The following is a 25,257-nucleotide window of genomic DNA, read 5'->3' as shown; positions in this document are numbered from 1 at the left end:
GCCCGACAAATTTGTCGGGCTTTTTTGTTTCTAAATTCTAGGAAAGATAATTTGGGAGAATTCCCTACTTTTGTGAAGCCTAAAGCATGGATGACGAATTATGAGTCAAAAAGTCTTACTCTCTACAAAGGAAATCAATATCATCCTTCATCGTTTGGCTTGTCAACTGCTTGAAAATCATGAAGATTTTAAGGACACGGTACTTATAGGCATTCAGCCTAGGGGTATTTTTGTGGCTCAAAGGCTGGCCAAAATTCTACAGGAAGAATATAAGGTTAAACATATCGATTTAGGGTTTTTGGATATCACTTTTTATAGGGATGACTTTAGAAGAGGAGAAAAAACCTTGGAAGCGACCAAAACAAAGATTAATTTTTTGGTAGAGGATAAGAAAGTGGTTTTGATCGATGACGTTTTGTATACTGGACGGAGTATCAACGCTGCTTTAACTGCGTTACAATCATTTGGTAGACCAAAAGAGGTTGAATTATTAACCTTGATCGATAGGAGGTTTAGTAGGCATTTACCCATACAACCTAATTATAGGGGGAGACAGGTAGATGCGATAAACAATGAAAAGGTAAAAGTGATGTGGAAAGAGAATGACGGTGAGGATGTAATTTATTTGATAAATAGATAAAAGCAAATGAGCGAATTAAGTGTAAATCACTTACTAGGGATTAAATATTTGAACGAGTCGGATATTCAGCTCATTTTTGAAACCGCAGATCATTTTAAGGAGGTAATTAACCGATCTATTAAAAAAGTTCCATCGCTACGTGATATTACCATCGCAAATATATTTTTTGAAAACAGTACTCGGACAAAATTATCCTTCGAACTGGCCGAAAAGAGGCTTTCTGCAGATGTTTTGAATTTTTCTGCCAGTCAGTCCTCGGTCAAAAAAGGTGAAACCTTAATTGATACAGTGAACAATATCCTTTCCATGAAAGTGGATATGGTCGTTATGAGGCACCCCAATCCTGGAGCAGGCATCTTTTTGTCCAGGCATGTTTCGGCATCTATTATTAACGCTGGGGATGGTGCCCACGAACATCCTACTCAAGCTTTGTTGGATTCTTATTCCATTCGGGAACGCTTAGGTGATGTGGCTGGAAAAAACGTAGTTATTGTAGGAGATATTTTGCACTCCAGGGTGGCACTTTCCAACATTTTCGCCTTAAAACTACAAGGAGCAAATGTTAAAGTATGCGGTCCTAAAACACTAATTCCTAAACATATAGAATCTCTTGGTGTAGGTGTGGAGTTGAATTTGAGAAAAGCTTTGGAATGGTGCGATGTGGCCAATATGTTACGTATCCAAAATGAACGCTTGGATATTAATTATTTCCCCACTACCAGGGAATATACCCAGCAATTTGGAGTAAGTAAAAAATTGTTGGATAGCCTAGATAAGGAGATTGTAATTATGCATCCCGGGCCTATTAATAGAGGGGTCGAAATCACAAGTGACGTGGCAGATTCAAAGCAATCCATTATTCTCAATCAGGTTGAAAATGGTGTTGCCATTCGCATGGCGGTAATTTATTTGTTAGCTTCAAAAATTAAACAATAAGCTATATGATTTTTGATAAGGAAGGAACTACGACCATAATTGACCAGGAAAAAAAATCCTTATCAACATTTTTAAAGAATCTAGAGGAGCAATATAGCAAAGTTGAAAATGATAACCTGATATTGAATCTTTTTACGTTCGAACAATTATCACCAGGGGATGTTTTGGAGTTTTTGGATATTTCTAATCGCCATAGGAATTCAGGTAAATCTTTTGTTATCGTGACCGATAAGGTTAGTTATGATCAAGTTCCAGAAGAAATAGTCGTTACACCTACACTACAGGAAGCCAAGGATATCATAGAAATGGAGGAAATAGAAAGGGATTTGGAGTTGTGAAGTTAACCATTCTTGGTTGTTATGCAGCCACACCTAGAACATTGACAAACCCCACTTCTCAGGTACTGGAAATTAAGAACCACCTGTTTTTAATAGATTGTGGAGAAGGTACCCAAGTCCAGCTTAGAAAACAAAGGATTAAATTTTCTCGTATCAATCATATTTTTATCTCTCATCTACATGGTGATCATTTTTTTGGCCTGCCAGGATTGGTGTCAACTTGTCGGTTATTGGGAAGAGATAAGGAATTAAATATCTATGGCCCAAAAGGAATAAAGGAGGCCATAACCCTGTTACTGAAATTAGGTGACTCTTGGACCAATTACCCTCTTCGTTTCCATGAATTATCTTCCAAGGAGAGCATGCTTATTTTGGAAGATGAGAAAATTACGGTAGAAACCATACCCTTGGATCATAGGGTGTATACTAACGGATTTTTGTTTAAGGAAAAATTAGGGGAGCGCAAATTAAATGTGGAAGCCACACGGCACTATGAAATTGATAAGGCTTTTTTTAATAATATTAAAAAAGGAAAGGATATAGTTACGGAAATGGGAGAGATTATATCCAATAGTGAACTATCCTTTGACCCGCCCAAACCAAAATCCTACGCCTTTTGCAGTGACACAATGTATAATCCAAAGATTATATCTCTTATAAAAGAGGTAGATGGTCTGTACCATGAGGCAACTTTTTTAGAATCTGAAGCTCATTTGGCCAAAAAGACGAAACACTCTACGGCCAAGGAAGCCGCTCATATTGCCAAAGAAGCATCTGTAGGTAAATTAATTTTAGGACATTATTCTACGCGATATACATCAATTGAACTTTTTAAAAAGGAAGCATTAGAGGTTTTTGAAAAAGTTGAATTGGCGGATGATGGAAAGATATTTGAGTTTTAAATCAATTAATGTCTTTTCAAATCCAAAATTACTTGACAAAAGCACATCACTTACTTTAAAAAGTGCATTCTTTTCAAGATCTTTGAGTATCTTGATTTTTTACACTGGAGGATGCAAAAAGACTTAGGGAATTATAGGAAATCTTACGAAAAAAGTGAATTAATGGAGGACAGTATATCTGATAATCCTATGCAACTTTTTAAAACATGGTTTCATGAAGTTGAAAACTCTGAGGGGGTTGATGAACCCAATGCCATGACAGTTTCCACCATTGGCTTGGATGGGTATCCAAAAAATAGAGTGGTCTTGTTAAAGCGTTATACCCATGAAGGTTTTGTCTTTTATACCAACTACAATAGTGAAAAAGGGAAGGCAATTTCGAAGAATCCACAGCTTTGTATTTCCTTTTTTTGGCCAAATATGGAACGTCAGGTAATCATTAAGGGTAAGGCCGAAAAAATTGCTGAAAATCTTTCTGATGGGTATTTTGAATCACGGCCAAAAGGAAGTCAGTTAGGTGCTTTGGTTTCTAACCAGAGTAGTGTTATATCTTCGAGACAGGTCTTGGAAGAGGAGCTTTCTCAATTGGAAGAAGAATATAAGAACAAAGAAGTACCAAGGCCGGAACATTGGGGCGGCTACTTGGTTAAACCTGAATCCATTGAATTTTGGCAAGGACGACCTAATAGATTACATGATCGAATACGCTATAGTCTAAAAAAGAATTGGAATTGGAAAATGGAGCGTTTGGCACCGTAAAAGAACGAAAATGAAGAATTTGCTTTTTATGCGTCATGGAAAATCCTCTTGGGAATTGGAGGTTAGCGATCAAGATAGGCCCTTGTCCCAAAGGGGGATAACTGATGCGCATTTGGTGGGCAAAAAATTATCAGCGGAGCATTTACAAATAGACTTCGCCTATTCCAGTCCGGCCAACAGGGCTTTGCATACAGCCATGATTTTTTTAAGAAACTTAAAGTACCCTTTGTCAAATTTTGAGATTGCAACCGATTTATATGACTTTTCGGGTAATCAAATATTGGATTTCATAAAAAGGGCAGATAACAATTTACAAACGATTTTGGTTTTTGGTCATAATCATGCTTTTACCCATTTAGTGAACTCCCTTGGGAATTTTTATATAGAGAATGTGCCTACAAGTGGATTTGTACATATAAAATTTGATGAAGATTCTTGGGCTAATATATCACAGGGCACAACAATAAAAACAGTTTTTCCTAAGCAATTAAAATAATGGTGAAGTTTAACAATCAGTACGTAAATAGAGAGATAAGTTGGTTATGGTTTAATGAGCGGGTACTGCAGGAAAGTGCGGATAAAAATGTTCCGCTAATCGAGAGATTACGTTTTTTAGGAATCTTCTCTAATAATTTGGATGAATTTTTTAAGGTTCGGTATGCAACGGTTAAAAGAATTGTTGAAGCCGGAAAAACGGGAAAAAGTGTATTAGGAGGGGAAAAGGCTAAAGATTTGTTAGAAGAAATTACGGAAATTGTGATCAAGCAACAATCAAAAAGTTTAGTAATACTAAAACAAATAGAGGAAGAACTAGAGCGCCAAAATATATTTATAATTCAAGAGACCGAATTAAAGGATGGTCAGAAAGAATTTGTAAAACAGTATTTTCTCCAAAACGTGAGCCCCCAGCTCATGACCATAATACTTAATGACTTAACAAGGTTTCCGACTCTTAAGGACACGGCAGCATATCTGGCTGTTAAGATGATCATCAAAAGTGATAATAGCAAAAAAGAGAAGCGCTTCGCACTTATAGAAATTCCAAAGGGAATAGATCGGTTTGTGGTTTTACCAAAAGATGGGGACAAAAATTATATCATAATTTTAGATGACCTGATTCGATTTTGCCTCAACAACATTTTCACAATGTTCGAATATGAGTCCATATCGGCACATATGATAAAAATTACAAGGGACGCCGAGTTGGATATGGATAACGACCTAAGCAAGAGTTTTATCGAGAAAATATCTTCGAGTGTAGAGCATAGAAAAATTAGTGACCCTGTGCGTTTTGTGTATGATAAAAGTATTGGCAAAGACACTTTGGGGTTTTTAAAAGAAAAAATGCAGATAGAGGATACCGATAGTGTAATTCCAGGTGGTAGGTATCACAACAAGCGTGACTATATGGGCTTCCCAAGTCTGGACAGAAACGATTTGCTGTACGAAAAAATTAAACCCTTGCCTGTTAAAGGTTTAAGTATTGAAGGAAGTATTCTGGAGAGTATAAGTAGAAAAGACTATTTGCAATACACCCCTTATCACACATTCACTTACATCCTAAAGTTTTTAAGGGAGGCGGCATTAGATCCTAAGGTGAAAACCATAAAAATTACCGTGTATCGATTGGCCAATAATTCACAGGTGGCAGCATCTCTAATAAACGCTGTTAAAAATGGAAAACAAGTTACGGTTCAAATTGAATTACAGGCCCGTTTCGACGAGCAAGCGAACATAGAGTATGCGGAACAACTGCAGTCTGAAGGTGTAAAATTAATTTTTGGTGTTCCAGGACTCAAGGTACATAGTAAAATTTGCTTGATTGAGCGTGAAGAGGAAGATGGTCTAAAAAGGTATGGTTTTATAAGTACAGGTAACTTCAATGAATCTACTGCCCGTATTTATACGGATTACACATTATTTACCGCACATGATTCCATTCTAAAGGAGTTGAATAAAGTATTCGATTTTTTTGAAACTACCTATAAAATAAATAAATACAAGCACCTAATAGTTTCTCCCCACTATACTAAAAGCACTTTTTCCAAACTTATTGATAACGAAATTGCCAATGCAATTGTAGGAAAGGAAGCTTATATTAAAATTAAGATGAACAGCTTTACCTCCTATAAAATGGTGGATAAGCTTTATGAAGCCAGTAGGGCGGGCGTAAAGATTCAACTGATTATTAGAGGGATTTGCTGTTTGGTTCCCGGGGTAAAGGGAATGAGTGAAAATATTGAAGCCATTAGTGTAGTGGATAAGTTTTTGGAGCATACAAGATTATTTGCGTTTGCCAATGCTGGTAGCCCTAAAGTTTATATATCATCAGCGGATTGGATGACCAGAAACTTGGATTATAGGGTAGAAGTAGGTTGCCCTATCTATGATGAGGATATTAAACGGGAATTGATGGATACTTTTGAAATCTGTTGGAAAGACAATCTTAAAGCTAGGGTTTTTTCTGAAAAACAGGATAATGCCTATAGAAAAACAAAGCCACCAAAGATAAGGTCTCAATTTGAGACTTATAATTATTATGTGAACAAATTCAAGGGAAAATAACTAGAGATAATTAACCGTGTACTTTTTCGGATGTACCAAGGTTTTTCATTATTCCAGCTTCAAATTCGAGTAAATCCTGCCATTTTTCATCTACCTCATTTCGGTCGCCGTATTGTCTGGCAAATTTGAGGAACATGGTGTAATGACTAGCTTCACTTACCATAAGTTTATGGTAGAAATTTGCCAATTTCTTGTCTGGAAGTTCCTCTGAAAGTAGCCTAAAACGCTCACAGCTGCGAGCTTCGATGAGCGCAGCATATAAAAGCCTATGCACTAGTTGTGTTGTTCTACTTCCCCCTTTTGGAAAAAATTTAAGTAATTCTAATACATATTCGTCTTTTCTATCCCGTCCTAATTTCTTACCGCGTTCCAATATCAGGTCATGTACCATCTTAAAGTGACCCATTTCTTCCCTAGAAAGAGCTACCATTTCCTCGACCAACTCCGTATATTCGGGAAAGGACACTATTAAGGAGATTGCGGTACTTGCAGCCTTTTGTTCACAATAGGCATGATCCGTCAGAATTTCATCAATGTTCTTTTCTACTATATTAACCCACCTAGGATCCGTGGGTAATTTTAAACCTAACATCATTTTAACGCTTATTAACCTTGTTTCAAGTGCAAAAATAAGGCTTTGTGGGTTTTAATAATTATTTTTGAGGATAGAGAAATTGAATACATATATAATGCAGGTTAGTGAAAGTATTAAAGAGGTACTTGATTCCCAATCAGAGAAGGGTTCCTTGCTATGGTTGAATGAAAGGATAAAGAAACTTGAAGAAAACAAATCTGTAAAAGACCTTTACATGGCTTACAGCTTGTTAGCCTCTAAATTCGACAAACAAACTCGACTAAAGGTTGATAAGGAAGACAATGGTGCACTTCAATATTTCAAATCCCATGATGCGAACTTGCTGGAGGTGGCTCGGATTTACCTTCTAGTTAAGGTCTTGGAAATAGAAGAGGAGTTCTATGGTCCTAAAGTCGCTAACATAGTTCAAGTTGCGGATACTACAGAACTAGAAACATTTTTAAAATTTTTGGATTTACTGCCCAACGCAGAAATGTTCAGGGTAACCGCGGTAGAAGCACTAAGAACAAATATATCCTTAATTTTCGATGCTATCACCTTAAATAACCCCTATCCAGCAAAGTATTTCAACGACCAACAATGGAATCAGATGTACTTAAAGGCGGCTTTTATGGAGCGCGACCTTTCCATGATTCAATCAGTTGATGAACGGGCAAATGCTGATTTGGCAAGGATTATTTCTGATTATGCCCATGAAAGGTGGGCAGCATCTAGAAAAATAGACCCTATGTTTTGGCGTCCTGTTTCTGGGTTTTTGAACCCTGTTTTACTAAAGGATATGGAGCATTTATTAGAGAGTAATGACGAGACGGAAAATAGGGCGGGAGCCTTGTGTTGTTATCATTCAAATAGCCAAAAAGCATTAGAAATCTTGAATCGGCATGAGGGTCTAAAGCAGGAAATAGAAGAAGGAAAATTAACTTGGAGCGTACTAAAGAATTAAAAATATGGAAAATAAAATGATGATAATAGACCCACATGTGCATATGTCATCCAGAACAACGGACGATTACGAAGCTATGCAGCAAGCAGGTGTGGTAGCTATAATAGAACCTTCTTTTTGGTTGGGACAGCCGAGGACACAAGTTGGCTCGTTTCAAGATTATTTTAGTAGTCTTGTGGGGTGGGAACCCTTTCGTGCTAGTCAATTTGGTATTAAGCACTATTGCACCATAGGTTTGAACTCAAAAGAAGCCAATAATGAAGCTTTGGCAGAACAGGTAATAGAGTTATTGCCCCTTTATTTGCATAAAGAGAATGTGGTGGCCATTGGTGAGATAGGGTATGATGACCAAACCCCTGCCGAGGATAAATATTTTAGAATGCAGCTAGACTTGGCCAAGGAATTGGACATGACCGTTCAGGTACATACACCCCATAGGGATAAAAAGGCAGGAACCATAAAAAGCATGGAGGTATGTTTGGAACATGGTCTTGATCCGGCAAATGTAATTATAGACCACAATAACGAGGAAACGGTAAAGGAAGTACTGGACAGAGGTTTTATTGCTGCTTTTACCATTTATCCCAAAACAAAAATGGGTAATGAGCGAATGGTAGAAGTGGTAAGAAGGTTTGGTAGTGACAACATAATTGTAGACAGTTCGGCCGATTGGGGCGTAAGTGACCCCTTAGCTGTACCGAAAACAGCCTCTTTAATGCTTAAACGCGGTATTGCTAAAGCGGATGTGGTAAAAACCTGTTATCAAAATGCATTGGATGCCTTTAGTAAAAATGGTAGAATGAAAGAGGAACATTGGTTAAAACAAGATGGAATAGACCAGTCACAACTTTTTAATGATAACAGCGTTTTAAGAGGACAAACACCACGGATAGATTCTGATCAAATCTCTTAAAATGATTAAAAAAATCATGGGTTTTGCAAGATTGGCAAGACCTGCGAATTTACCCACTGCAGCGGCAGATATACTTGCCGGTATTAGCTTGTCACTTTTTTCAATACAGGTGAGTGCTCCTGTTTTTATGGAAGAAAATTGGACCGATATCGTGTTTCTTGTATTTGCATCCGTTTTTTTATATGCAGGCGGGGTTGTTTTTAATGATGTTTTTGATGCGAAGCTAGATGCAACTGAGCGTCCCGAAAGACCTATACCCAGCGGAATAATACCCAGGAAACAAGCAGTTTTTTGGGGAGCTTTATTAATGTTTTTGGGGGTTTATCTAGCTATGAGTGTTCAAGGACTCAGTGGTTCTATTGCCATTATTTTGGTAGTTGCAATAATTATTTATGATGCCATAGCAAAAAAACATTCATTTTTTGGACCGTTGGTAATGGGTATATGTAGAGGATTAAACCTACTATTGGGAATGTCAATTATCGGACATATCGAATTATGGTGGATTTCAATTATACCCCTAGTTTATATTTTTGCCATTACATTGATAAGTAGGGGTGAAGTGCATGGAAATAATAAGAAACACATTGTTATTGCTGCTTTACTCTATGGTTTGGTCATTTTACTTATTTCAGTTTCAATAGGTCAAATGACCCAAAATATATTGATGTCGATACCTTTTATATTACTTTTTGGCTTTTTAGTTTTTCGACCCTTGCTTAGAGCCTATAAGGATAATGCACCCCAGAATATTAAAAAAGCAGTAATGGCCGGAGTTTTATCCTTAGTGGTCATGGATGCTTGTTGGGTGGTTGGATTCGCCAATTGGTATATCGCAGTCGGAGTTTTATTACTTTTGCCGCTATCTTTATTACTTTCAAGAATTTTTGCAGTTACCTAGTTATATGGAATTAAAACCTATTAAACAGTCCTTTTCGGTACAGTATGATTATCAACTCCATTTTACAAAGGATTTGTTTCATAAAGGAAATACCTTGTTTTTGGATATCATCGAGGATTACAAAGATTATGAAGCTGTTAAATTGTTCTTCGTGGTCGACAAGGGAGTGGCCGAAAATCACCCTCAATTGTTGAGTAAGATTAGTTCTTTCTGTGGATTGCATTCGAATCATTTGAATTTTACACAATCCTTGATAATTGACGGTGGAGAACAATCTAAAAATCATGCAGCATATATTGATTTGGTTCTAAAAGGTATCAATGAGAATGCCATTTGTAGGCACTCCTTTGTTGTGGTTATTGGCGGAGGTGCGGTAATCGATATGGTGGGCTATGCAGCGGCTATAGCACATAGAGGCGTAAAATTGATTAGAATCCCAACGACAGTATTGTCTCAGAACGATTCTGCCGTAGGAGTTAAGAACAGTGTAAATATCTTTAATAAGAAAAACTTCCTGGGAACTTTTGCTCCACCCTATGCGATTATCAATGATTCTGATTTCTTGGACACCCTTGAGCAAAGGGATTGGATAGCAGGTATTGCAGAAGCCATAAAAGTGGCTTTAATAAAAGATAAGGATTTCTTTGAATATATTGCTAAAAATGCCGAAGCTTTAAAAGAAAGGCAATTGGAGGCTATGCAATATGTCATTTATAAATGCGCAGAAATGCATATGCACCACATTTCACAGGGTGGAGACCCTTTTGAGTCGGGCTCCTCCCGACCTTTAGATTTTGGACATTGGGCTGCTCATAAATTGGAATTTATGACCAATTATAATTTAAGACATGGGGAAGCAGTTGCTAAGGGTATTGCATTAGATGTTACCTATGCCCAACTCATTGGCCTTATTACAAAAGAAGAACTGACCACTATTGTGGATGTCATGAGAACTATTGGGTTTGATTTATCCCTACCCCTAAATTCAGATATGGAAGTGGAACAGTTGTTAGCAGGAATCGAGGAGTTCAGGGAGCATTTGGGAGGACAACTTACGATAACTTTAATTTCTGGATTGGGAAAGAAACATGATGTACATGAAATAGATATAAAAATCATGAAACAAGCCATTGAAAAGCTGAATCATCAAATGGCAATTAAGTAGATATAATGTTCTTAAAAAATAAATTCCATCTTTCTTATTGTACCAACATACATCCTGGACAGGATTGGAACAGTACTTTTAATAGTATAAAGAAACATGTTCCCGGTATAAAAAAAAGGGTTGCACCTAACCAGCCGTTCGGTTTAGGCCTAAGACTTTCGAATAAAGCTAGTGAAGAGCTAAATCGAGGGGATGCAATGTCCGATTTTAAGCAATGGTTAGAGTTAAATGATGTTTATGTTTTTACCATGAACGGCTTTCCGTATGGTAATTTTCATAATGAGCGTGTAAAGGAAAATGTGCACACACCAGATTGGACAACCAAAGAAAGACTTGATTATACCCAAAGACTTTTTAATCAATTGGCCCTATTAATTCCTGAAGGTCTCCATGGTGGCATATCTACTTCCCCGATCAGTTATAAGCACTGGTTCAAAACGGAAGATGAAAAGAGCACGGCATTAAAAAAGGGAGCTGAGCATATGGTCGTGGTGGCCAAGCAATTATATGAAATCGAGCAGACAACCGGAAAATATTTGCATTTGGATATCGAGCCAGAACCAGACGGATTTTTGGAAAATACGGATGAGGTTTTATCTTTTTATTCGGAATATCTACTTCCCACAGCAAAAGAAATATTGTTTAAGGAATTTGATTTGGATTCGTTCGAATTTGAAAAACTGATTAAGCGTTATATAACAATATGCTATGATATTTGCCATTTCTCCTTAGCTTATGAAGAGCCAATTGAAACTTTTAAAAGGTTAGATTCAGCCGGTATTTTGGTAGGAAAAATTCAGGTAAGTGCAGCGCTAAAGATTATTTTTGATAAAGGTAGGAATGATGAAATATGGAGTTTATTAGAAAAATTCAATGAACCCACGTACTTACATCAAGTAACGGAGAAAATTGGTGAAAGCGTTACAACCTACAATGACTTGCCCATTATTCTGGAGAAGAAGCAAGACGCGAAGGAATTAAGGGCTCATTTTCATGTTCCTATATTTTTAGAGAAATTTGGAGCCTTATTTTCGACCCAGGACCAAATAATAAAAACCTTGGCCTATCTTAAGAATAAACCCATATCCGAGCATTTGGAAATTGAAACGTATACTTGGGATGTGCTACCGGAGGGATTAAAACAAGATTTATCAAGCTCTATTATTAGAGAAATGGAGTGGTTAAAAGACCGTATATAATATGCAAAAAACCGTTGTAATTAATGTAGTGGGTTTAACAAAACGGTTAATAGGTGAACATACACCATTCATAAAATCATTTTTAGATAACGGTACATCTACATATATTAAACCCATGCTACCTGCCGTTACTTGTTCCGTACAATCGACCTACGTTACAGGAAAATGGCCCTCTGAACATGGAATTGTAGGGAATGGATGGTATTTTAAGGACGAGTTGGAAGTGAAGTTTTGGAGGCAATCCAACCTATTGGTACAGCAACCCAAAATTTGGGACCGGTTAAAGGAATTGGATTCAAATTTTACATGCGCCAACCACTTTTGGTGGTATAATATGTATTCCAATGTCGATTATAGTCTTACTCCACGGCCAAATTATTTGGCCGATGGTAGAAAGATTCCAGATGTTTATTCACACCCTGCTGAATTAAGGGACGAATTACAACATAGTTTGGGAACATTCCCCCTATTTGAATTTTGGGGCCCCAAGACCACCATCAATTCCTCTAAATGGATAGCGAATGGCGCTATAAAAACAGACGAGAAATATGACCCAACTTTAACCTTGATCTATTTACCTCATTTGGACTATAACCTACAACGCCATGGATTGAATTTTGATATAATTTCTAAGGATTTAAGGGAAATAGATGGAGTGGTAAGGCAGTTGGTGGAATATTACGAGAAGAATGATACCCATATTATTTTATTATCGGAATATGGAATTACGAATGTAAAAAGACCTGTACATTTAAACCGTATTCTACGTAAAGAGGGATTTATTGGCATTAGAGTAGAACGTGGATTGGAATTGTTAGATGCAGGAGCAAGTGAAGCCTTTGCCGTTGCCGACCATCAAGTAGCACATATTTATGTAAAAAACGCTGATAACCTTGAGAGAATTAAAGGCTTGATTGAAAAGGTACTCGGTGTTGAAAAGGTGCTTTCTAAAGATGAAATTAATGAAGAGCACCTCTCCCATGAACGTTGTGGCGACTTAGTTGTTGTGGCCGATTCCGATTCTTGGTTTACCTATTACTTTTGGTTGGATGATGCCTTGGCACCCGATTATGCAAGAATGGTGGATATCCACAAAAAGCCGGGGTACGATCCCGTAGAAATGATGACGAATCCTAAAGATAAATTGGTCATGGCGAAGGTAATTTGGAAATTAATAAAAAAGAAGTTAGGTTTTAGGACTGTCTTGAATATTATTCCTTTAGATGCTAATTTGATTAAAGGTTCCCATGGTAGGAAACCAGATGATCTTGAAGATTATCCTATTTTAATAAGTAACCAAGTTGATTTAGTGAAAAAAAATGAAATTGAGGCAGTTGAGGTTTATAAATTAATAGAGAAACACATATTAAGTTGATTAGGATGAATATGTTTTTTAAGACTTTTGGATATTTATTTGCTGTGCTTTTTGCTCTAGGGGCTGTGGTTCAATTTAATGATCCGGATTCGTTATTTTGGATTTTTATTTATGCTGTGGCCGCAATAATCTCCATATTTTTTTCATTGAACAAATTAAAGCCTGTGGTTCCATTGATAATTGGTACAGCTTGTTTCATCGGGTTTATGTATTTATATCCTACGGATTTTCAAGGATTTGATTTGGATGACGGCGATATTGAGACCGTTGAGTTGGGCCGTGAAGCTTTTGGGTTGCTTATAATCGCTTTGGTGATGTTTTTTTATACCGTCCGTCTAAGACGAATGTTAAAGGTCTAGATCAAACTCTTTTCTAAGTAAATCCAAGGTTGGGTTTTTCTCCCTTAATTTTTGATATTTTTCTTCTGGGGTAAATGCAAATTTCTTAGCGCTAGACTCGTTCACCTTAATTTGCAATTGAATAAAGTGGTTATTGAGTTTTGTTCTAAGATGGCCCATCAATTCATAACTTTCACGTTCTATCTCCTTTTTCATTGTACTGTTGGGTAGTTCAATACAAATAGTAAAGTCTTCTCTTAGTTTTGGGATATCTGTGTTTAAATTGGAAGCTAAAATTTTTTGTCCTTTTTTGTCTATCTGTTCAACAAAATCTGACCAGTGCTTTTGTAAGTCCTCTTCTGTAAATATATCTTTTGGTAAATCGTCCTCATCAACGATTACCTCAATTTTATTCAACTCATGCTCTTTTTTAGCTTTTAAACTAGATAGAGAAAGTCCGGAAACACGTTTTTTTTGGGATGTGATGTTTATTTTTTTAGGCTCCGTTTCTTGAACCGCTGATGTAGTTTGAGGTTCGTTTTTTTCCGACTTTGGGCTTACCGGTGCAGTTTTACCGTAATCGCGTATTGGATTTTGTTTAATGTCATCTTCTACTACCTGATTGGCTTCTTCTGTATTGACCGACTCACCTTTTGGGTCGTCCTTTTTGAAATCTTCAGGTGGATTGTTTTCTTGCCTTTCATTTTTTCTGGGGTAAACCTTCTGATAAAATGAAGCAGGTGCAATAAAATCAATAGTTTTATTTTGTAGGGCTAGGGATTCAGGATTTTTTTTTTCTCCATCAAAATCGATAGAGGCCAGTTTCATTAAGGTAAGTTCTACTAAAAGTCGTTGATTTTTGCTGGATTTATATTTTAGGTCGCAGTCGTTCGCTATATCCAATCCTTTTAAAAGAAAGAGGCTGGAAGTCTTTTTGGATTGTTCTCTATACTTTCCCTGGGCCTTTTCCCCTACCTCTAGGAGCACTATGGTGTCTTCGTGTTGGCATACCATTAAATCCCTAAAATGTGATGCTAGACCGGCAATAAAATGATGACCATCAAAACCAAGTGAGAGTGTTTTATTAAAAAGCACCAGTAATTTTGGAATATCGTGCTCCAAAATGAGGTCTGTTGCCTCAAAATAAATATCGTAGTCCAACACATTGAGGTTCTCGGTTACGGCCTTTCTAGTCAATTCTTTTCCAGAAAAACTAACTACCCGATCAAAAATTGAAAGCGCATCCCGCATGGCGCCGTCAGCCTTCTGAGCGATAATATGCAAAGCATCTTCTTCTGCATCGATTCCTTGATTCTCTGCAATATACTTTAAGTACTCCGCTGCGTCGTTTACCGTAATTCTTTTAAAATCAAATATTTGACACCGCGATAGGATAGTGGGTATAATTTTATGTTTTTCCGTAGTGGCCAAAATAAAAATGGCATGTTTCGGAGGTTCTTCCAGTGTCTTCAAAAAAGCATTAAACGCCGATTGGGAGAGCATATGAACCTCATCAATGATGTACACCTTATATTTTCCAACTTGTGGCGGAATACGAACTTGGTCTATCAAGTTTCTTATATCGTCAACGGAATTATTGGAAGCTGCATCCAATTCGAAAATGTTGAAAGCAAAATCTTCACCTTCATGTTCACTACCGTCGGAATTAATTTGTTTAGCTAAAATTCGCGCACAGGTAGTCTTACCTACACCTCTTGGACCACAAAACAAAAGAGCCTGAGCCAAATGATTGTTGTCTATCGCATTTTGGAGGGTGTTGGTAATGGCTTGTTGCCCCACTACATCTTTAAATGTTTGGGGTCTATATTTTCGTGCCGATACAATAAAAGGTTCCAAAATCGGAATGGGTTTGTGTAACTACAAATATAAAAATAGCGGTCTATTTGATTGGGTAATTAAAACATAGATCATCCTTAGTTATCAACAATTAGAGTACATTTGTGCATAGCAGGCCACCTTATCGCTTGACTATAGCTTTATGGTCAAGAGGAAAGTCCGGACACCATAGTGCAGTATAGCGGGTAACGCCCGTCCGTCGAGAGATGAGGACCAGTGCAACAGAAAGCAAGTACAGTTCGGCTGTAGTGAAATCAGGTAAACTCTATACGGTGAAACGTCATGTAAATCGGTGTTTGAGGGCTGCACGCCCGAGCCGAAGGGTAGGCGGTTGGAGCCTTTGGGTAACTAAAGGCCTAGATAAATGATAAGGTTCGTTTTAACGAAAACAGAATCCGGCTTATGGCCTGCTTTTTTAAAGTTTTAGAAGATTTTTTCTACCATATTTTTCGGCTCTAAATTTTCATCCAGAACTATTTCGAAATCAATAACTCCCAACACCAATTCTTCCGTAGTAATTACTTCAACCTTCCACCTTCCTGGCCAAATATTGCTTTTGTAGGTGTACCCCCTGAACCCATTGTCCCTTCCACCAGTAATTTCATAGCCTATATCTTCCACTAATTCCCATTCCATGGTGTCATCATTATACCATTTCCAGCGATGAATTATAGATTTCTCCAAATCGGTGGGTGCGAAAACAGAAGAAAAGATATATACTTTTTCCTTAGGTCTAAATATAAATTGGGTACGATGCGATCTCCAAAACAGATAGGATTCATTTTTTTCGTATGCAACTATGTAACGGTTTCCTTTTTTTTCCACATTATGAGCAACTATTCCTTCATCGAGTGCTAATGGTACCGGTGGAATTAAACGAAAAAAATAAAAAAGATTGATTATAACATAGATGGAAAGTACTAAAGCAACTAGTTTACCTAAATGTATTTCTAGGCGAGTACTTGGGCTAAGTGAATAAATAATTGTTATCAAAGTAATTGTACTACCAAGACTTATGAATCCTGAAATAAGAAAGACAGTAGGATTTATCTCTGCAATGAAAACTGGAATCATAAATGTGAAGAATGTAAAACTAATAAAGAAGTAAACACTAAACTGTAAATACTTATTTGATATCCGCTGTTTCAAAAACTCGTTGGCAACCAATAAAAAAATGAGGATTACAAAAAAGGAAACGGTTTTGGAGAGGGATACGCTCCGGGAAAAATAAATCACATAGGCACTGGATAGGGCTCCAAAAAAGAATTGTATAGCTAAAGGTAAATATTCTTCAAAGCGTTCAAGGAATGTATTTTTCCATTTTCCGTCATCCGCTAAATTATAAAGATAAAGTGCTATACTTAAGTTGGTCATATGCAAACACAACATAACCAAATCATAAGTTCTATCTATACGTCCCAAAGTAAGAACATCGAAAATAAAACCACCAATAAAAAAGAGTATAGGAGCATATTTTTCATGCCTTCTAATAAATTTACGGAAGGCACTATTTCTGAACTGGACTATTGTTCTTTTCATGCGAATTATTCGGCCATCAAAAGTAGTTTTATTAGTTGATTATAATAGACTTAAATAATCGTATTTTTAGCTTCTTGGGTAAGCTTTTAAAGTATTATTATGACTTGAAAAAGCTAAAGACACTACTTCCATATTTTCTAAAATTATCAAAATGGGGTAAATGTTCCAAAGAAGTCTGTTTAGCATGTTCTACTACCAATACACCATCTTCCAAAAGCATATTATTTTCGAAAACCAAAGCTGGTATTTTTTCAAAATCACTAAGTTCCATGCTATAAAATGGGTCGGCAAAAATGATATCGAATCTGTCATTATTTTTATCCAAAAAAGTAAAGACATTGTTTTTGAACGTTTTTATACCCATATCCAGCTCCTTGGAAATTTTAGAGATGTAATTAATGCAGCCCTTATCTAAGTCAACCGATACAATATCCTCAACGCCCCTAGAGGCAAACTCAAAGCTAATATTTCCTGTTCCCGCGAAGAGGTCCAAGACCTTTAAATCAGGAAAATAATATCTATTGTTTAGAATGTTAAATAGTCCTTCTTTTGCCATATCCTTTGTAGGCCTTACCGGCAGGTTTTTAGGAGCTATTAGTTGTCTTCCTTTATGTTTTCCTGAAATTATTCTCATTAAAGACTATTTATTACTGTAAAATCAATAGTAGATGATTCAGGATCGTCTAAATCTAAATGGTTGGGAGACAACGGAACAAATATGGAAAGATTTTGAATGTATGAATAGCATAATTGGAATATTTCGTCATCTTCATCAATGCTTCCAAAAAACTTAACTTGAATAGACGCTGGATCTAACTCCAATTGCTCTAAAACAAAAAGTAGATAATATGCAAAATCCTCTTTAGTGGTATAGGTAAAATTATTATAGAGCACCAGGCTTTTTTGTCTTAAGATGATGACATCCATTTGTTGTACACCGACTTGTACAAAACAGATAGGTTCTTTTTGATTACTATAATTGTCTAATAAGGACTGTATTAGAACCGAGCCATTGTGCATATACGTAAACTCGCCAAACAGTTCATAGATGTAATTATTTACATTCATGTAAGGGACATACACGTTTACAATATCAAGATTTTCCAACTCGTCGAAAGCTAGAGTATCTGTAGCTAATATTTTGGTATTGAACTTAAGGTAATTGGCAAGCTCATCCTCTTTAAACAATGGTTTGGGCACCAAACCAAAGAGATTGTTTTTATGAATAGCTACAACTTCATCGAATTGTTCATCTTTCACTCCGGTTGAAGTAAAAAGTTCTTTCAATTCCTCTAAAAGCGCCATAGGGTTTAATTCCTCGGAAAAAACTTTGTTTTTGGATAATATCACTTTGTGCGATACAGTATCCGCAATACAAAAAGAAAGTCCATTCAAGCTAACCTGAATGGACATTTTCTTAAAACTTTTTTCGGCTATGTCTAGTCCCTTATTGATCGTTCTTTTTGTCATAAATTGGAGGCCAGTTACCGCTGGTACTAACTTCAGTTAATGAACCTACCCTTATTTCAGTTCCGTTAACCTCTTCCACACTCACTTGTGCATTTTCACGCGCCAATAAATCCTTTGGTTGATCGTACAAGACCACACTTTTATCAACTTTGGCTTCAAAAACTGGAGCCCTGTAACCGCTTTTATCAATAACATCTGCATCCATGGTAAATTTTTCACCATTCGGTGCAGTAGGCACAGTAGCCAAATCCTTATATCTAGTGTCACTTTTAAATAAAGAATCCTTAACGGAAACAGTACCTAAAGTGTCAATAATTTTAACTTCTTGCAACATATCAATTTGATAGGTCTCATCATATTCCAAAAATGAGGAGTCTCTTTGTTGGGTAATTACGTAATTTCCGGTATCGATAAACTTTATTAGGCTCGGGAAGTCCTTTGCATACTTTCCATTAACAGTTTTATAAGCTTCTTGAGCGTTTCTAATATCCTTTAGTTTTGCTACTACTTTTCCAAAGCGTTCTACTTTAGCCTCGTTAAACTTAATAGGCCCTGTGATAGAGTTGTAAATCATGTAGCCTAAACCGATACATGCAATCCAAAGTACAATCTGAATTATGGTCTTCATTTCTTAAGTGTTAATTTAATTTAGTGGTTGTAACAAATCTACAATTTTTTTTTAATCGCAAAAGTTTTTCCCCTAAAAATCCTGTTATATTTGGGGTTCCATGAAAATACAGACGCCCACTGCTTTCTTTAAAGAGTTGGAAACCAAGTTTCCACATAAACCTACACTTAAGCAAGAGATTGCCCTTGAAAAACTGTCCAGTTTTACATTGTCAAAAAAGAAGGACGAAGTTTTCGTGCTTAAAGGTTTTGCGGGTACCGGAAAAACAACTTTGGTAGGTACTTTGGTAAAGTGTTTGTGGAAAACAGGCATGAAATCCGTTTTAATGGCACCAACGGGTAGGGCGGCCAAAGTAATGTCCAACTATTCCAAAACACAGGCGTATACGATACATAGGAAAATCTATTTTCCGAAAAAACAAAGTGGGGGTGGCGTCCAGTTCGTTATGGCGCCAAATAAGCATAGGGATACCCTTTTTATTGTGGACGAGGCATCCATGATTCCGGATACGCCTGCAGATTCCAAGTTATTTGAGAATGGTTCTCTCTTGGATGATCTGCTCATGTTTGTATACTCAGGTCATAATTGTAAATTACTTTTAATTGGGGATACTGCGCAACTACCACCAGTGCATTTGGAGTTAAGCCCTGCTTTGGATGAGGATAAACTTGCATTAAATTATAATAAGGAGGTGGAACGATTGGAGTTGGATGAAGTTGTACGTCAAGCCGAGGATTCCGGTATTTTAGTGAATGCAACTATGTTGCGAGAACAATTAAATGGAGATTATTTTGATCGCTTTAAGTTTGATGTTTCATCTTACACGGATATTGTACGGCTGATAGATGGACACGACATACAAGAGGCCATAGACGAATCTTATTCCCAAAACGGAAAGGAAGAGACTGCTATCATCGTTAGGTCAAATAAGCGGGCAAACCTTTATAACCTTAATATTAGGGAGCGCATACTATTCTTAGAACATGAATTGGCTCCAGGCGATTTCATGATGGTCGTTAAAAATAATTACTTCTGGCTTAAACCAAATTCGGAAGCAGGATTTATAGCCAATGGCGATATTATAGAAATTTTGGAAATCTTCGCCTTTAAAGATTTGTATGGTTTTAAATTCGCAGAAGTAAAAGTTCAAATGGTGGATTATCCTAATATGAAACCTTTTGAAACCGTTCTTTTATTGGATACCATAAAAGCAGAATCCCCATCACTTTCTTATGAAGATGGTAATCGACTCTATCAAGAGGTAATGAAAGACTATGCTAACGAAAAATCTAAGTACAAAAAATTCTTGGGAGTAAAGAACAACAAATACTTTAATGGACTTCAGGTAAAATTCTCCTATGCAATAACTTGTCATAAGTCCCAAGGTGGACAATGGAACACAGTGTTTGTGGAGCAGCCCTATCTTCCAAATGGCCCAGATCGGGAATATCTCCGGTGGTTATATACAGCAATAACAAGAGCTAAGGAAAAACTGTATTTAATAGGCTTCAAAAGTGATTTTTTTCTTGAATAGGAAAAAAGTACATTAGTAGAGGAATTTGAAGAATCGTTGAATATTTAGATCTCTTATTCGGTTGAAAACAGAATTTATGACCTCAGAAACCATAATAAGTATTTTTTTGGGAGTAGGACTAGCCGCATCTGTCGGATTTAGGGTTTTCTTACCATTGTTCGCATTAAGTTTGGCTGCCTATTTCGACGTTTGGGCACTAAATGAAAATTGGCAATGGATTGGAAGTTTGGCTGCCCTCATTACGTTAGGGGTCGCTACTTTGGTCGAAATCTTTGCCTATTTTATTCCATGGGTCGATAATTTATTGGATAGTTTTGCAGTTCCGTTGGCTGCAATTGCCGGTACGGCGGTAATGGTTTCTACAGTGGCCAATTTGGATCCTGTTGTAACATGGTCTTTGGCTATAATTGCAGGTGGAGGTACGGCAACTGCAATTCGGGGAGCAGGAGCAACAGGTAGAATGGTGTCTTCAACAACTACTGGAGGATTGGCTAACCCTGTATTTGCTGTTGTGGAAACAGGAACGGCAACCGTAGTGAGTATAGCCTCAATTTTCGCTCCAATACTGGCTGCCGTTCTGGTCATCATTATTTTAATAATTATTTTTAGGATTTATAGAAGTTTAAGACCTAAAGCAAAAACTTAAAAATTACGTGAAGATTATAGCCATGATACCGGCCCGATACGCAGCTTCAAGATTCCCTGCAAAATTGATGCAAGATCTTTCTGGTAAACCCGTAATTGTTCGTACTTACCAGGCGGCGGTGAAGACTGGACTTTTTGATGCCGTTTATGTCGTTACGGATAGTGATGTAATATTTGATACCATAAAGGCAGAAGGAGGTAAAGCCCTGAAGAGCAAGAAAGAACACGATTGTGGAAGCGATAGAATTGCCGAGGCCGTAACGGATATGGATGCCGATATTATTGTAAACGTACAAGGCGATGAACCCTTTACCGATAGGGAAAGCCTTGCCGGGGTAATCGATGTTTTTAAGAACGATAAGGAAAAAGAAATAGATTTGGCCTCTTTAATGGTTAGAATAAAGGATGAGGAAGAGATAAAAAACCCAAATACCGTAAAGGTTATTGTTGATCATGAAAATTTTGCACTTTACTTTTCTAGGTCGCCCATCCCATATCCCAGGGCAAAGGGAGATGATACGGTGTACTACAAACACAAAGGAATTTATGCTTTTAGAAAAAGAGCATTGATGGATTTTCAAAGACTGCCTATGTTGCAATTGGAAGCAACCGAGAAAATAGAGGCTATAAGATATTTGGAATATGGAAAGAAAATTAAAATGGTGGAAACGACGGTTACCGGTATAGAAATTGATACGCCAGAGGATTTGGAAAAGGCACAGGCAGCATGGAAATAAGTCTTGAGGAGATAAAAGTCGTAGGCTTTGATGCTGATGATACACTTTGGGTTAATGAAACCTATTTTAGGGATGCCGAAGAAAGATTTGCAGAGCTCTTGGAACCTTATGAAACCAAAAATAAAATAGACCAAGAGCTGTTTAGGATGGAAATGAAGAATTTGGAGCTCTATGGTTATGGAATAAAAGGCTTTATGCTTTCGATGATAGAAGCGGCCTTGGAACTTTCGAATAATGAAATTTCTCAAAAGACATTATCTGAAATCATAAATCTAGGAAAAAATATGATAGCCCATCCTGTTGAAATTTTAGATGGTGTAGTGGAGGTTTTGGATGGGTTGGAAGGAAAATATAGATTGATAGTTTTGACGAAAGGAGACTTATTGGACCAAGAGAGAAAACTTGGTAGGTCAAACTTGTCCGAATACTTCCATCATGTAGAAGTCCTTAGTGACAAGAAGGAGAAGAATTATCAGGATTTGTTGGACCATTTGGAAATAGATGTGAAAAATTTTCTTATGATTGGCAATTCTTTAAAATCTGATGTGCTGCCTTTAGTAAATATCGGTGCTAAGGCGGTCCATGTACCTTTTCATACAACTTGGAAACATGAGGAAGTAGAAGAACCAAAAGAGAAAGAAGGATATATTACCGTTTCAAAACTGACGGATATCCTCAAGTACCTTTAAAATGAATCAATGGAAATAAAAAAGGATATAACACTAAAAAATATTCCCACCAGGGCTTCGGAAAAGTATAGAAACTTTCCTATGGTTCCAAGGGTTGTTTTCGGTAGTGGAAGTTTTGATCAATTAGGGGACATACTTCTGGAAAAAAGAAAGAATTCCGAAGCTCCTGTTATCTTTTTGGTTGATGACGTTTTTGAAGGGTCAGAGTTACCTACAAGAATTCCACAGGTGTTTTGCGATCAGATAATTTTTGTTTCCGCTGATGAAGAACCAAAAACAGCTCAAGTTGATGCTTTGGTGAAAATGATTAGGGAGAATTACTCGGAGCAACCTACAGGGGTGATTGGTATTGGAGGTGGTACACTATTGGATTTAGCTAAAGCGGTTGCCATTTTGATTAGCAATGAAGGCAGTGCAGCAGATTATCAAGGTTGGGATTTGGTTCAAAGAAAATCAATATACCATGTAGGAATACCAACCATAAGTGGTACGGGTGCTGAGGTATCTAGAACTACTGTACTTCTGGGACCTGAAAAAAAATTAGGAATTAACTCGGATTATACCACGTTTGATCAAGTGATATTAGACCCTGAATTGACAAAAGGTGTGTCCAAGGAACAATGGTTCTATACCGGGATGGACTGTTTTATTCATTGTATAGAAAGTTTAAACGGCACCTATCTAAATGCATTTAGCCAGAGCTATGGCGAAAAAGCTTTAGAACTTTGTAAAGAAGTCTTTCTTAATGATTTGACTGAAAAAGAATCTAGGGACAAGCTAATGATGGCCTCGTGGCATGGAGGTATGAGCATTGCATATTCCCAAGTAGGTGTAGCGCATGCCATGAGCTATGGATTGGGATATCAATTGGGGGTTAAGCACGGTTTAGGAAATTGTCTAGTTTTTCAGTACTTGGAAGAGTTCTATCCAGAAGGTGTTGCGCTTTTTAATAAGATGAAGGAGAAGCATCAAATTGAATTACCCAAAGGAGTTTGCAAAAATCTCAAGGAAGGTGAATTGGATGCCATGATTACTGTAGCTATGGGTATGGAGCCATTATGGGAAAATGCCTTGGGAGACCATTGGCGTTCAATTATTACACCCGGAAAATTAAGGGCTATATTCAAAAAGATATAGGCCAAAACCTTCATATTATTTACCATTTAAATAGTACAATGCAAAAATTTGCCAAGTTCATCTATTTTAAGCTTATGGGCTGGACGGTAAGTGGAGACTTCCCATCCCATTTGGATAAATGTGTCATCATTGTTGTACCACATACCAGTTGGTGGGATTTTTTATTAGGACTCATTATTCGAAAAGTGTGGAACGAAGAAATCAATTACATTGGCAAAAAAAGTTTGTTCGATTCTCCTTTTGGCTGGTTTTTTAGATGGACAGGCGGGGCTCCGATAGACCGAAGTAAGAATAGTGATACGGTTAGTGCGACGGTTAAAATTTTTAAGGAACGGAAAAAATTCAGATTAGCCCTTTCACCGGAAGGCACCCGAAAAAAGGTGGAAAAATGGAAGACAGGATTCTATTACATTGCTAAACAAGCTGAGGTTCCCATTGTTTTGGTAGCTTTTGATTTTGGAAAAAAGGAGATTAAGGTATCCGAACCTAAATGGCTAACAAATAATATCGAGACTGATTTTAAAACCTATGCCCAATTTTATGAAGGTGTAATGGGCAAAACGAGATAGATTATGTCAAAGTAAACAACATCATGTTTGTATGAATATTCACTTTTTTACTTTGACATAATTTCGTAATTATTAAAATACATTTCACTAATTAAAAGCGGCACTCAATTTCCTACATCAGTACTACTCCTCCATAGTATGATAAACGTTCTGCACGTCATCATCTTCTTCTATCTTCTCAAGAAGTTTTTCTACATCGGCAGCTTCCTCTTCGTTTAATGCCTTCGTAACTTGTGGAATACGTTCAAATCCAGAGGAAAGTATTTCAATATTTCTATTCTCCAATTCTTTTTGTATGGCACCAAAACTCTCAAATGGGGCATAAATAAGTATACCATCATCGTCCACAAAAACTTCTTCGGCACCAAAATCAATCATTTCCAATTCCAATTCTTCGGGGTCTATACCTTCTGCTGGAATCCTAAAGTTACAGGTATGGTCAAACATGAACTCCACCGACCCCGAAGTTCCTAAACTACCGTCACATTTATTAAAATAACTTCTGATATTGGCAACGGTTCTAGTGTTATTATCCGTCGCCGTTTCAATTAATATGGCAATACCGTGGGGGGCATATCCTTCAAAAAGTACTTCTTTAAAATCCCCAAGACTTTTGTCGCTCGCTCTTTTTATAGCACGCTCAATATTATCCTTGGGCATGTTCACTGCCTTTGCATTTTGTATAACGGCTCTCAATCTAGAATTTGCATCTGGATCTGGTCCTCCCTCTTTTACCGCCATTACAATATCTTTACCAATGCGAGTAAATGCCTTGGACATTGCCGCCCATCTTTTCATTTTACGTGCTTTTCTAAACTCAAAAGCTCTTCCCATAATCTTATTCTAATTTAATGCAAGCAAATTTAACAAAATTCGTAAATGT

27 protein-coding genes and 1 other RNA gene are annotated in these 25,257 nt (G+C 37.1%); 21 read left to right on the top strand and 7 right to left on the bottom strand.

The genetic code is table 11. The annotated features are described in order from the left end of the window. Positions 1 to 100 precede the first annotated feature (100 nt). The 7 genes from pyrR (at position 101) to ppk1 (ending at position 6,140) form a co-directional block, all read left to right on the top strand. Complete coding sequence (gene pyrR / locus PP182_RS14815) at positions 101 to 640, top strand: bifunctional pyr operon transcriptional regulator/uracil phosphoribosyltransferase PyrR (protein WP_272652050.1); 540 nt, start codon at positions 101 to 103, stop codon at positions 638 to 640. A gap of 6 nt (positions 641 to 646) precedes the next feature. Beyond that, entirely contained in the window at positions 647 to 1,576 is a 930-nt protein-coding gene (locus PP182_RS14810; protein WP_272652049.1) for an aspartate carbamoyltransferase catalytic subunit, read from the top strand. A gap of 5 nt (positions 1,577 to 1,581) precedes the next feature. After that, a complete protein-coding gene (locus PP182_RS14805; RefSeq protein WP_272652048.1) occupies positions 1,582 to 1,914 on the top strand; it encodes a ribonuclease Z in 333 nt (110 codons plus the stop codon). Further along, positions 1,911 to 2,816, top strand: a complete 906-nt coding sequence (locus tag PP182_RS14800) for a ribonuclease Z (protein WP_272652047.1) — start codon at positions 1,911 to 1,913, stop codon at positions 2,814 to 2,816. Before PP182_RS14805 ends, PP182_RS14800 begins: the two co-directional genes overlap by 4 nt. 111 nt (positions 2,817 to 2,927) lie before the next feature. Then, entirely contained in the window at positions 2,928 to 3,575 is a 648-nt protein-coding gene (gene pdxH / locus PP182_RS14795) for a pyridoxamine 5'-phosphate oxidase (RefSeq protein ID WP_272652046.1), read from the top strand. A gap of 10 nt (positions 3,576 to 3,585) precedes the next feature. After that, on the top strand, positions 3,586 to 4,071 hold the full coding sequence (locus tag PP182_RS14790; RefSeq protein ID WP_272652045.1) for a SixA phosphatase family protein: 486 nt from the start codon (positions 3,586 to 3,588) through the stop codon (positions 4,069 to 4,071). Further along, entirely contained in the window at positions 4,071 to 6,140 is a 2,070-nt protein-coding gene (gene ppk1, locus PP182_RS14785; RefSeq protein ID WP_272652044.1) for a polyphosphate kinase 1, read from the top strand. The genes PP182_RS14790 and ppk1 overlap by 1 nt, the downstream gene beginning before the upstream one ends. Before the next feature lie 10 nt (positions 6,141 to 6,150). On the opposite strand, the gene PP182_RS14780 is transcribed toward ppk1, so the two are convergent. Then, a complete protein-coding gene (locus PP182_RS14780; protein WP_272652317.1) occupies positions 6,151 to 6,732 on the bottom strand; it encodes a tRNA-(ms[2]io[6]A)-hydroxylase in 582 nt (193 codons plus the stop codon). Positions 6,733 to 6,829: 97 nt separating this feature from the next. Here PP182_RS14780 and PP182_RS14775 point away from each other — a divergent pair, with 97 nt between their 5' ends. From PP182_RS14775 to PP182_RS14745, 7 genes are read left to right on the top strand one after another with little or no spacing between them, the layout of a single operon-like run. After that, positions 6,830 to 7,678, top strand: coding sequence for an EboA domain-containing protein (locus PP182_RS14775; RefSeq protein WP_272652043.1), 849 nt, complete (start codon positions 6,830 to 6,832; stop codon positions 7,676 to 7,678). Positions 7,679 to 7,682: 4 nt separating this feature from the next. Continuing rightward, a complete protein-coding gene (locus tag PP182_RS14770) occupies positions 7,683 to 8,591 on the top strand; it encodes a TatD family hydrolase (protein ID WP_272652042.1) in 909 nt (302 codons plus the stop codon). Between the two features lies 1 nt (position 8,592). Continuing rightward, positions 8,593 to 9,492 (top strand): UbiA-like protein EboC, encoded by a 900-nt coding sequence (gene eboC, locus PP182_RS14765; protein ID WP_272652041.1) that lies wholly within the window; start codon positions 8,593 to 8,595, stop codon positions 9,490 to 9,492. 4 nt (positions 9,493 to 9,496) lie between these two features. Continuing rightward, the gene (locus PP182_RS14760) at positions 9,497 to 10,657 is read left to right on the top strand and encodes a 3-dehydroquinate synthase (protein ID WP_272652040.1); all 1,161 of its coding nucleotides are present in this window, start codon (positions 9,497 to 9,499) and stop codon (positions 10,655 to 10,657) included. 5 nt (positions 10,658 to 10,662) lie between these two features. Further along, positions 10,663 to 11,856: a metabolite traffic protein EboE gene (gene eboE, locus PP182_RS14755; RefSeq protein ID WP_272652039.1), complete on the top strand. Its 1,194-nt coding sequence runs from the start codon at positions 10,663 to 10,665 to the stop codon at positions 11,854 to 11,856. Between the two features lies 1 nt (position 11,857). Next, positions 11,858 to 13,231, top strand: coding sequence for an alkaline phosphatase family protein (locus PP182_RS14750; protein WP_272652038.1), 1,374 nt, complete (start codon positions 11,858 to 11,860; stop codon positions 13,229 to 13,231). Between the two features lie 5 nt (positions 13,232 to 13,236). Continuing rightward, positions 13,237 to 13,590: a transmembrane 220 family protein gene (locus PP182_RS14745; protein ID WP_272652037.1), complete on the top strand. Its 354-nt coding sequence runs from the start codon at positions 13,237 to 13,239 to the stop codon at positions 13,588 to 13,590. On the opposite strand, the gene PP182_RS14740 is transcribed toward PP182_RS14745, so the two are convergent. After that, positions 13,579 to 15,426, bottom strand: a complete 1,848-nt coding sequence (locus PP182_RS14740) for a DNA polymerase III subunit gamma/tau (RefSeq protein ID WP_272652036.1) — start codon at positions 15,424 to 15,426, stop codon at positions 13,579 to 13,581. The genes PP182_RS14745 and PP182_RS14740 overlap by 12 nt on opposite strands. 108 nt (positions 15,427 to 15,534) lie before the next feature. Here PP182_RS14740 and rnpB point away from each other — a divergent pair. After that, positions 15,535 to 15,844: RNase P RNA component class A (rnpB, locus tag PP182_RS14735), an RNA gene on the top strand. 5 nt (positions 15,845 to 15,849) lie between these two features. Here rnpB and PP182_RS14730 read toward each other — a convergent pair. The 4 genes from PP182_RS14730 to PP182_RS14715 form a co-directional block, all read right to left on the bottom strand. Next, on the bottom strand, positions 15,850 to 16,965 hold the full coding sequence (locus tag PP182_RS14730; protein WP_272652035.1) for a DUF2914 domain-containing protein: 1,116 nt from the start codon (positions 16,963 to 16,965) through the stop codon (positions 15,850 to 15,852). Positions 16,966 to 17,062: 97 nt separating this feature from the next. Further along, a complete protein-coding gene (locus PP182_RS14725; protein ID WP_272652034.1) occupies positions 17,063 to 17,599 on the bottom strand; it encodes an RsmD family RNA methyltransferase in 537 nt (178 codons plus the stop codon). After that, positions 17,599 to 18,435: a DUF3822 family protein gene (locus tag PP182_RS14720; protein WP_272652033.1), complete on the bottom strand. Its 837-nt coding sequence runs from the start codon at positions 18,433 to 18,435 to the stop codon at positions 17,599 to 17,601. The genes PP182_RS14725 and PP182_RS14720 overlap by 1 nt, the downstream gene beginning before the upstream one ends. Beyond that, positions 18,413 to 19,063 carry a hypothetical protein gene (locus PP182_RS14715; protein ID WP_272652032.1) on the bottom strand — a complete coding sequence of 217 codons (651 nt, stop codon included), beginning with the start codon at positions 19,061 to 19,063 and terminating at the stop codon, positions 18,413 to 18,415. The genes PP182_RS14720 and PP182_RS14715 overlap by 23 nt, the downstream gene beginning before the upstream one ends. A gap of 100 nt (positions 19,064 to 19,163) precedes the next feature. Here PP182_RS14715 and PP182_RS14710 point away from each other — a divergent pair, with 100 nt between their 5' ends. From PP182_RS14710 to PP182_RS14685, 6 genes are all read left to right on the top strand, one after another. Further along, the gene (locus tag PP182_RS14710) at positions 19,164 to 20,597 is read left to right on the top strand and encodes an ATP-dependent DNA helicase (RefSeq protein ID WP_272652031.1); all 1,434 of its coding nucleotides are present in this window, start codon (positions 19,164 to 19,166) and stop codon (positions 20,595 to 20,597) included. 76 nt (positions 20,598 to 20,673) lie between these two features. Further along, positions 20,674 to 21,243, top strand: coding sequence for a DUF4126 domain-containing protein (locus tag PP182_RS14705; RefSeq protein ID WP_272652030.1), 570 nt, complete (start codon positions 20,674 to 20,676; stop codon positions 21,241 to 21,243). Between the two features lie 22 nt (positions 21,244 to 21,265). After that, a complete protein-coding gene (kdsB, locus tag PP182_RS14700; protein WP_272652316.1) occupies positions 21,266 to 21,979 on the top strand; it encodes a 3-deoxy-manno-octulosonate cytidylyltransferase in 714 nt (237 codons plus the stop codon). Beyond that, positions 21,970 to 22,668, top strand: a complete 699-nt coding sequence (locus PP182_RS14695) for an HAD family hydrolase (RefSeq protein WP_272652029.1) — start codon at positions 21,970 to 21,972, stop codon at positions 22,666 to 22,668. Before kdsB ends, PP182_RS14695 begins: the two co-directional genes overlap by 10 nt. 9 nt (positions 22,669 to 22,677) lie before the next feature. Then, positions 22,678 to 23,805, top strand: coding sequence for an iron-containing alcohol dehydrogenase family protein (locus tag PP182_RS14690; RefSeq protein WP_272652028.1), 1,128 nt, complete (start codon positions 22,678 to 22,680; stop codon positions 23,803 to 23,805). 38 nt (positions 23,806 to 23,843) lie between these two features. Next, positions 23,844 to 24,374: a 1-acyl-sn-glycerol-3-phosphate acyltransferase gene (locus PP182_RS14685; protein ID WP_272652027.1), complete on the top strand. Its 531-nt coding sequence runs from the start codon at positions 23,844 to 23,846 to the stop codon at positions 24,372 to 24,374. 123 nt (positions 24,375 to 24,497) lie between these two features. On the opposite strand, the gene PP182_RS14680 is transcribed toward PP182_RS14685, so the two are convergent. Continuing rightward, on the bottom strand, positions 24,498 to 25,208 hold the full coding sequence (locus PP182_RS14680; protein ID WP_272652026.1) for a YebC/PmpR family DNA-binding transcriptional regulator: 711 nt from the start codon (positions 25,206 to 25,208) through the stop codon (positions 24,498 to 24,500). Between the last annotated feature and the right edge of the window lie 49 nt (positions 25,209 to 25,257).

It is taken from the genome of Maribacter sp. PR1, assembly GCF_028464145.1.
GTDB lineage: Bacteria > Bacteroidota > Bacteroidia > Flavobacteriales > Flavobacteriaceae > Maribacter.
The sequence above is the reverse complement of the archived record's forward strand: the minus strand, read 5'-3'. Positions and strand labels throughout refer to the sequence as shown.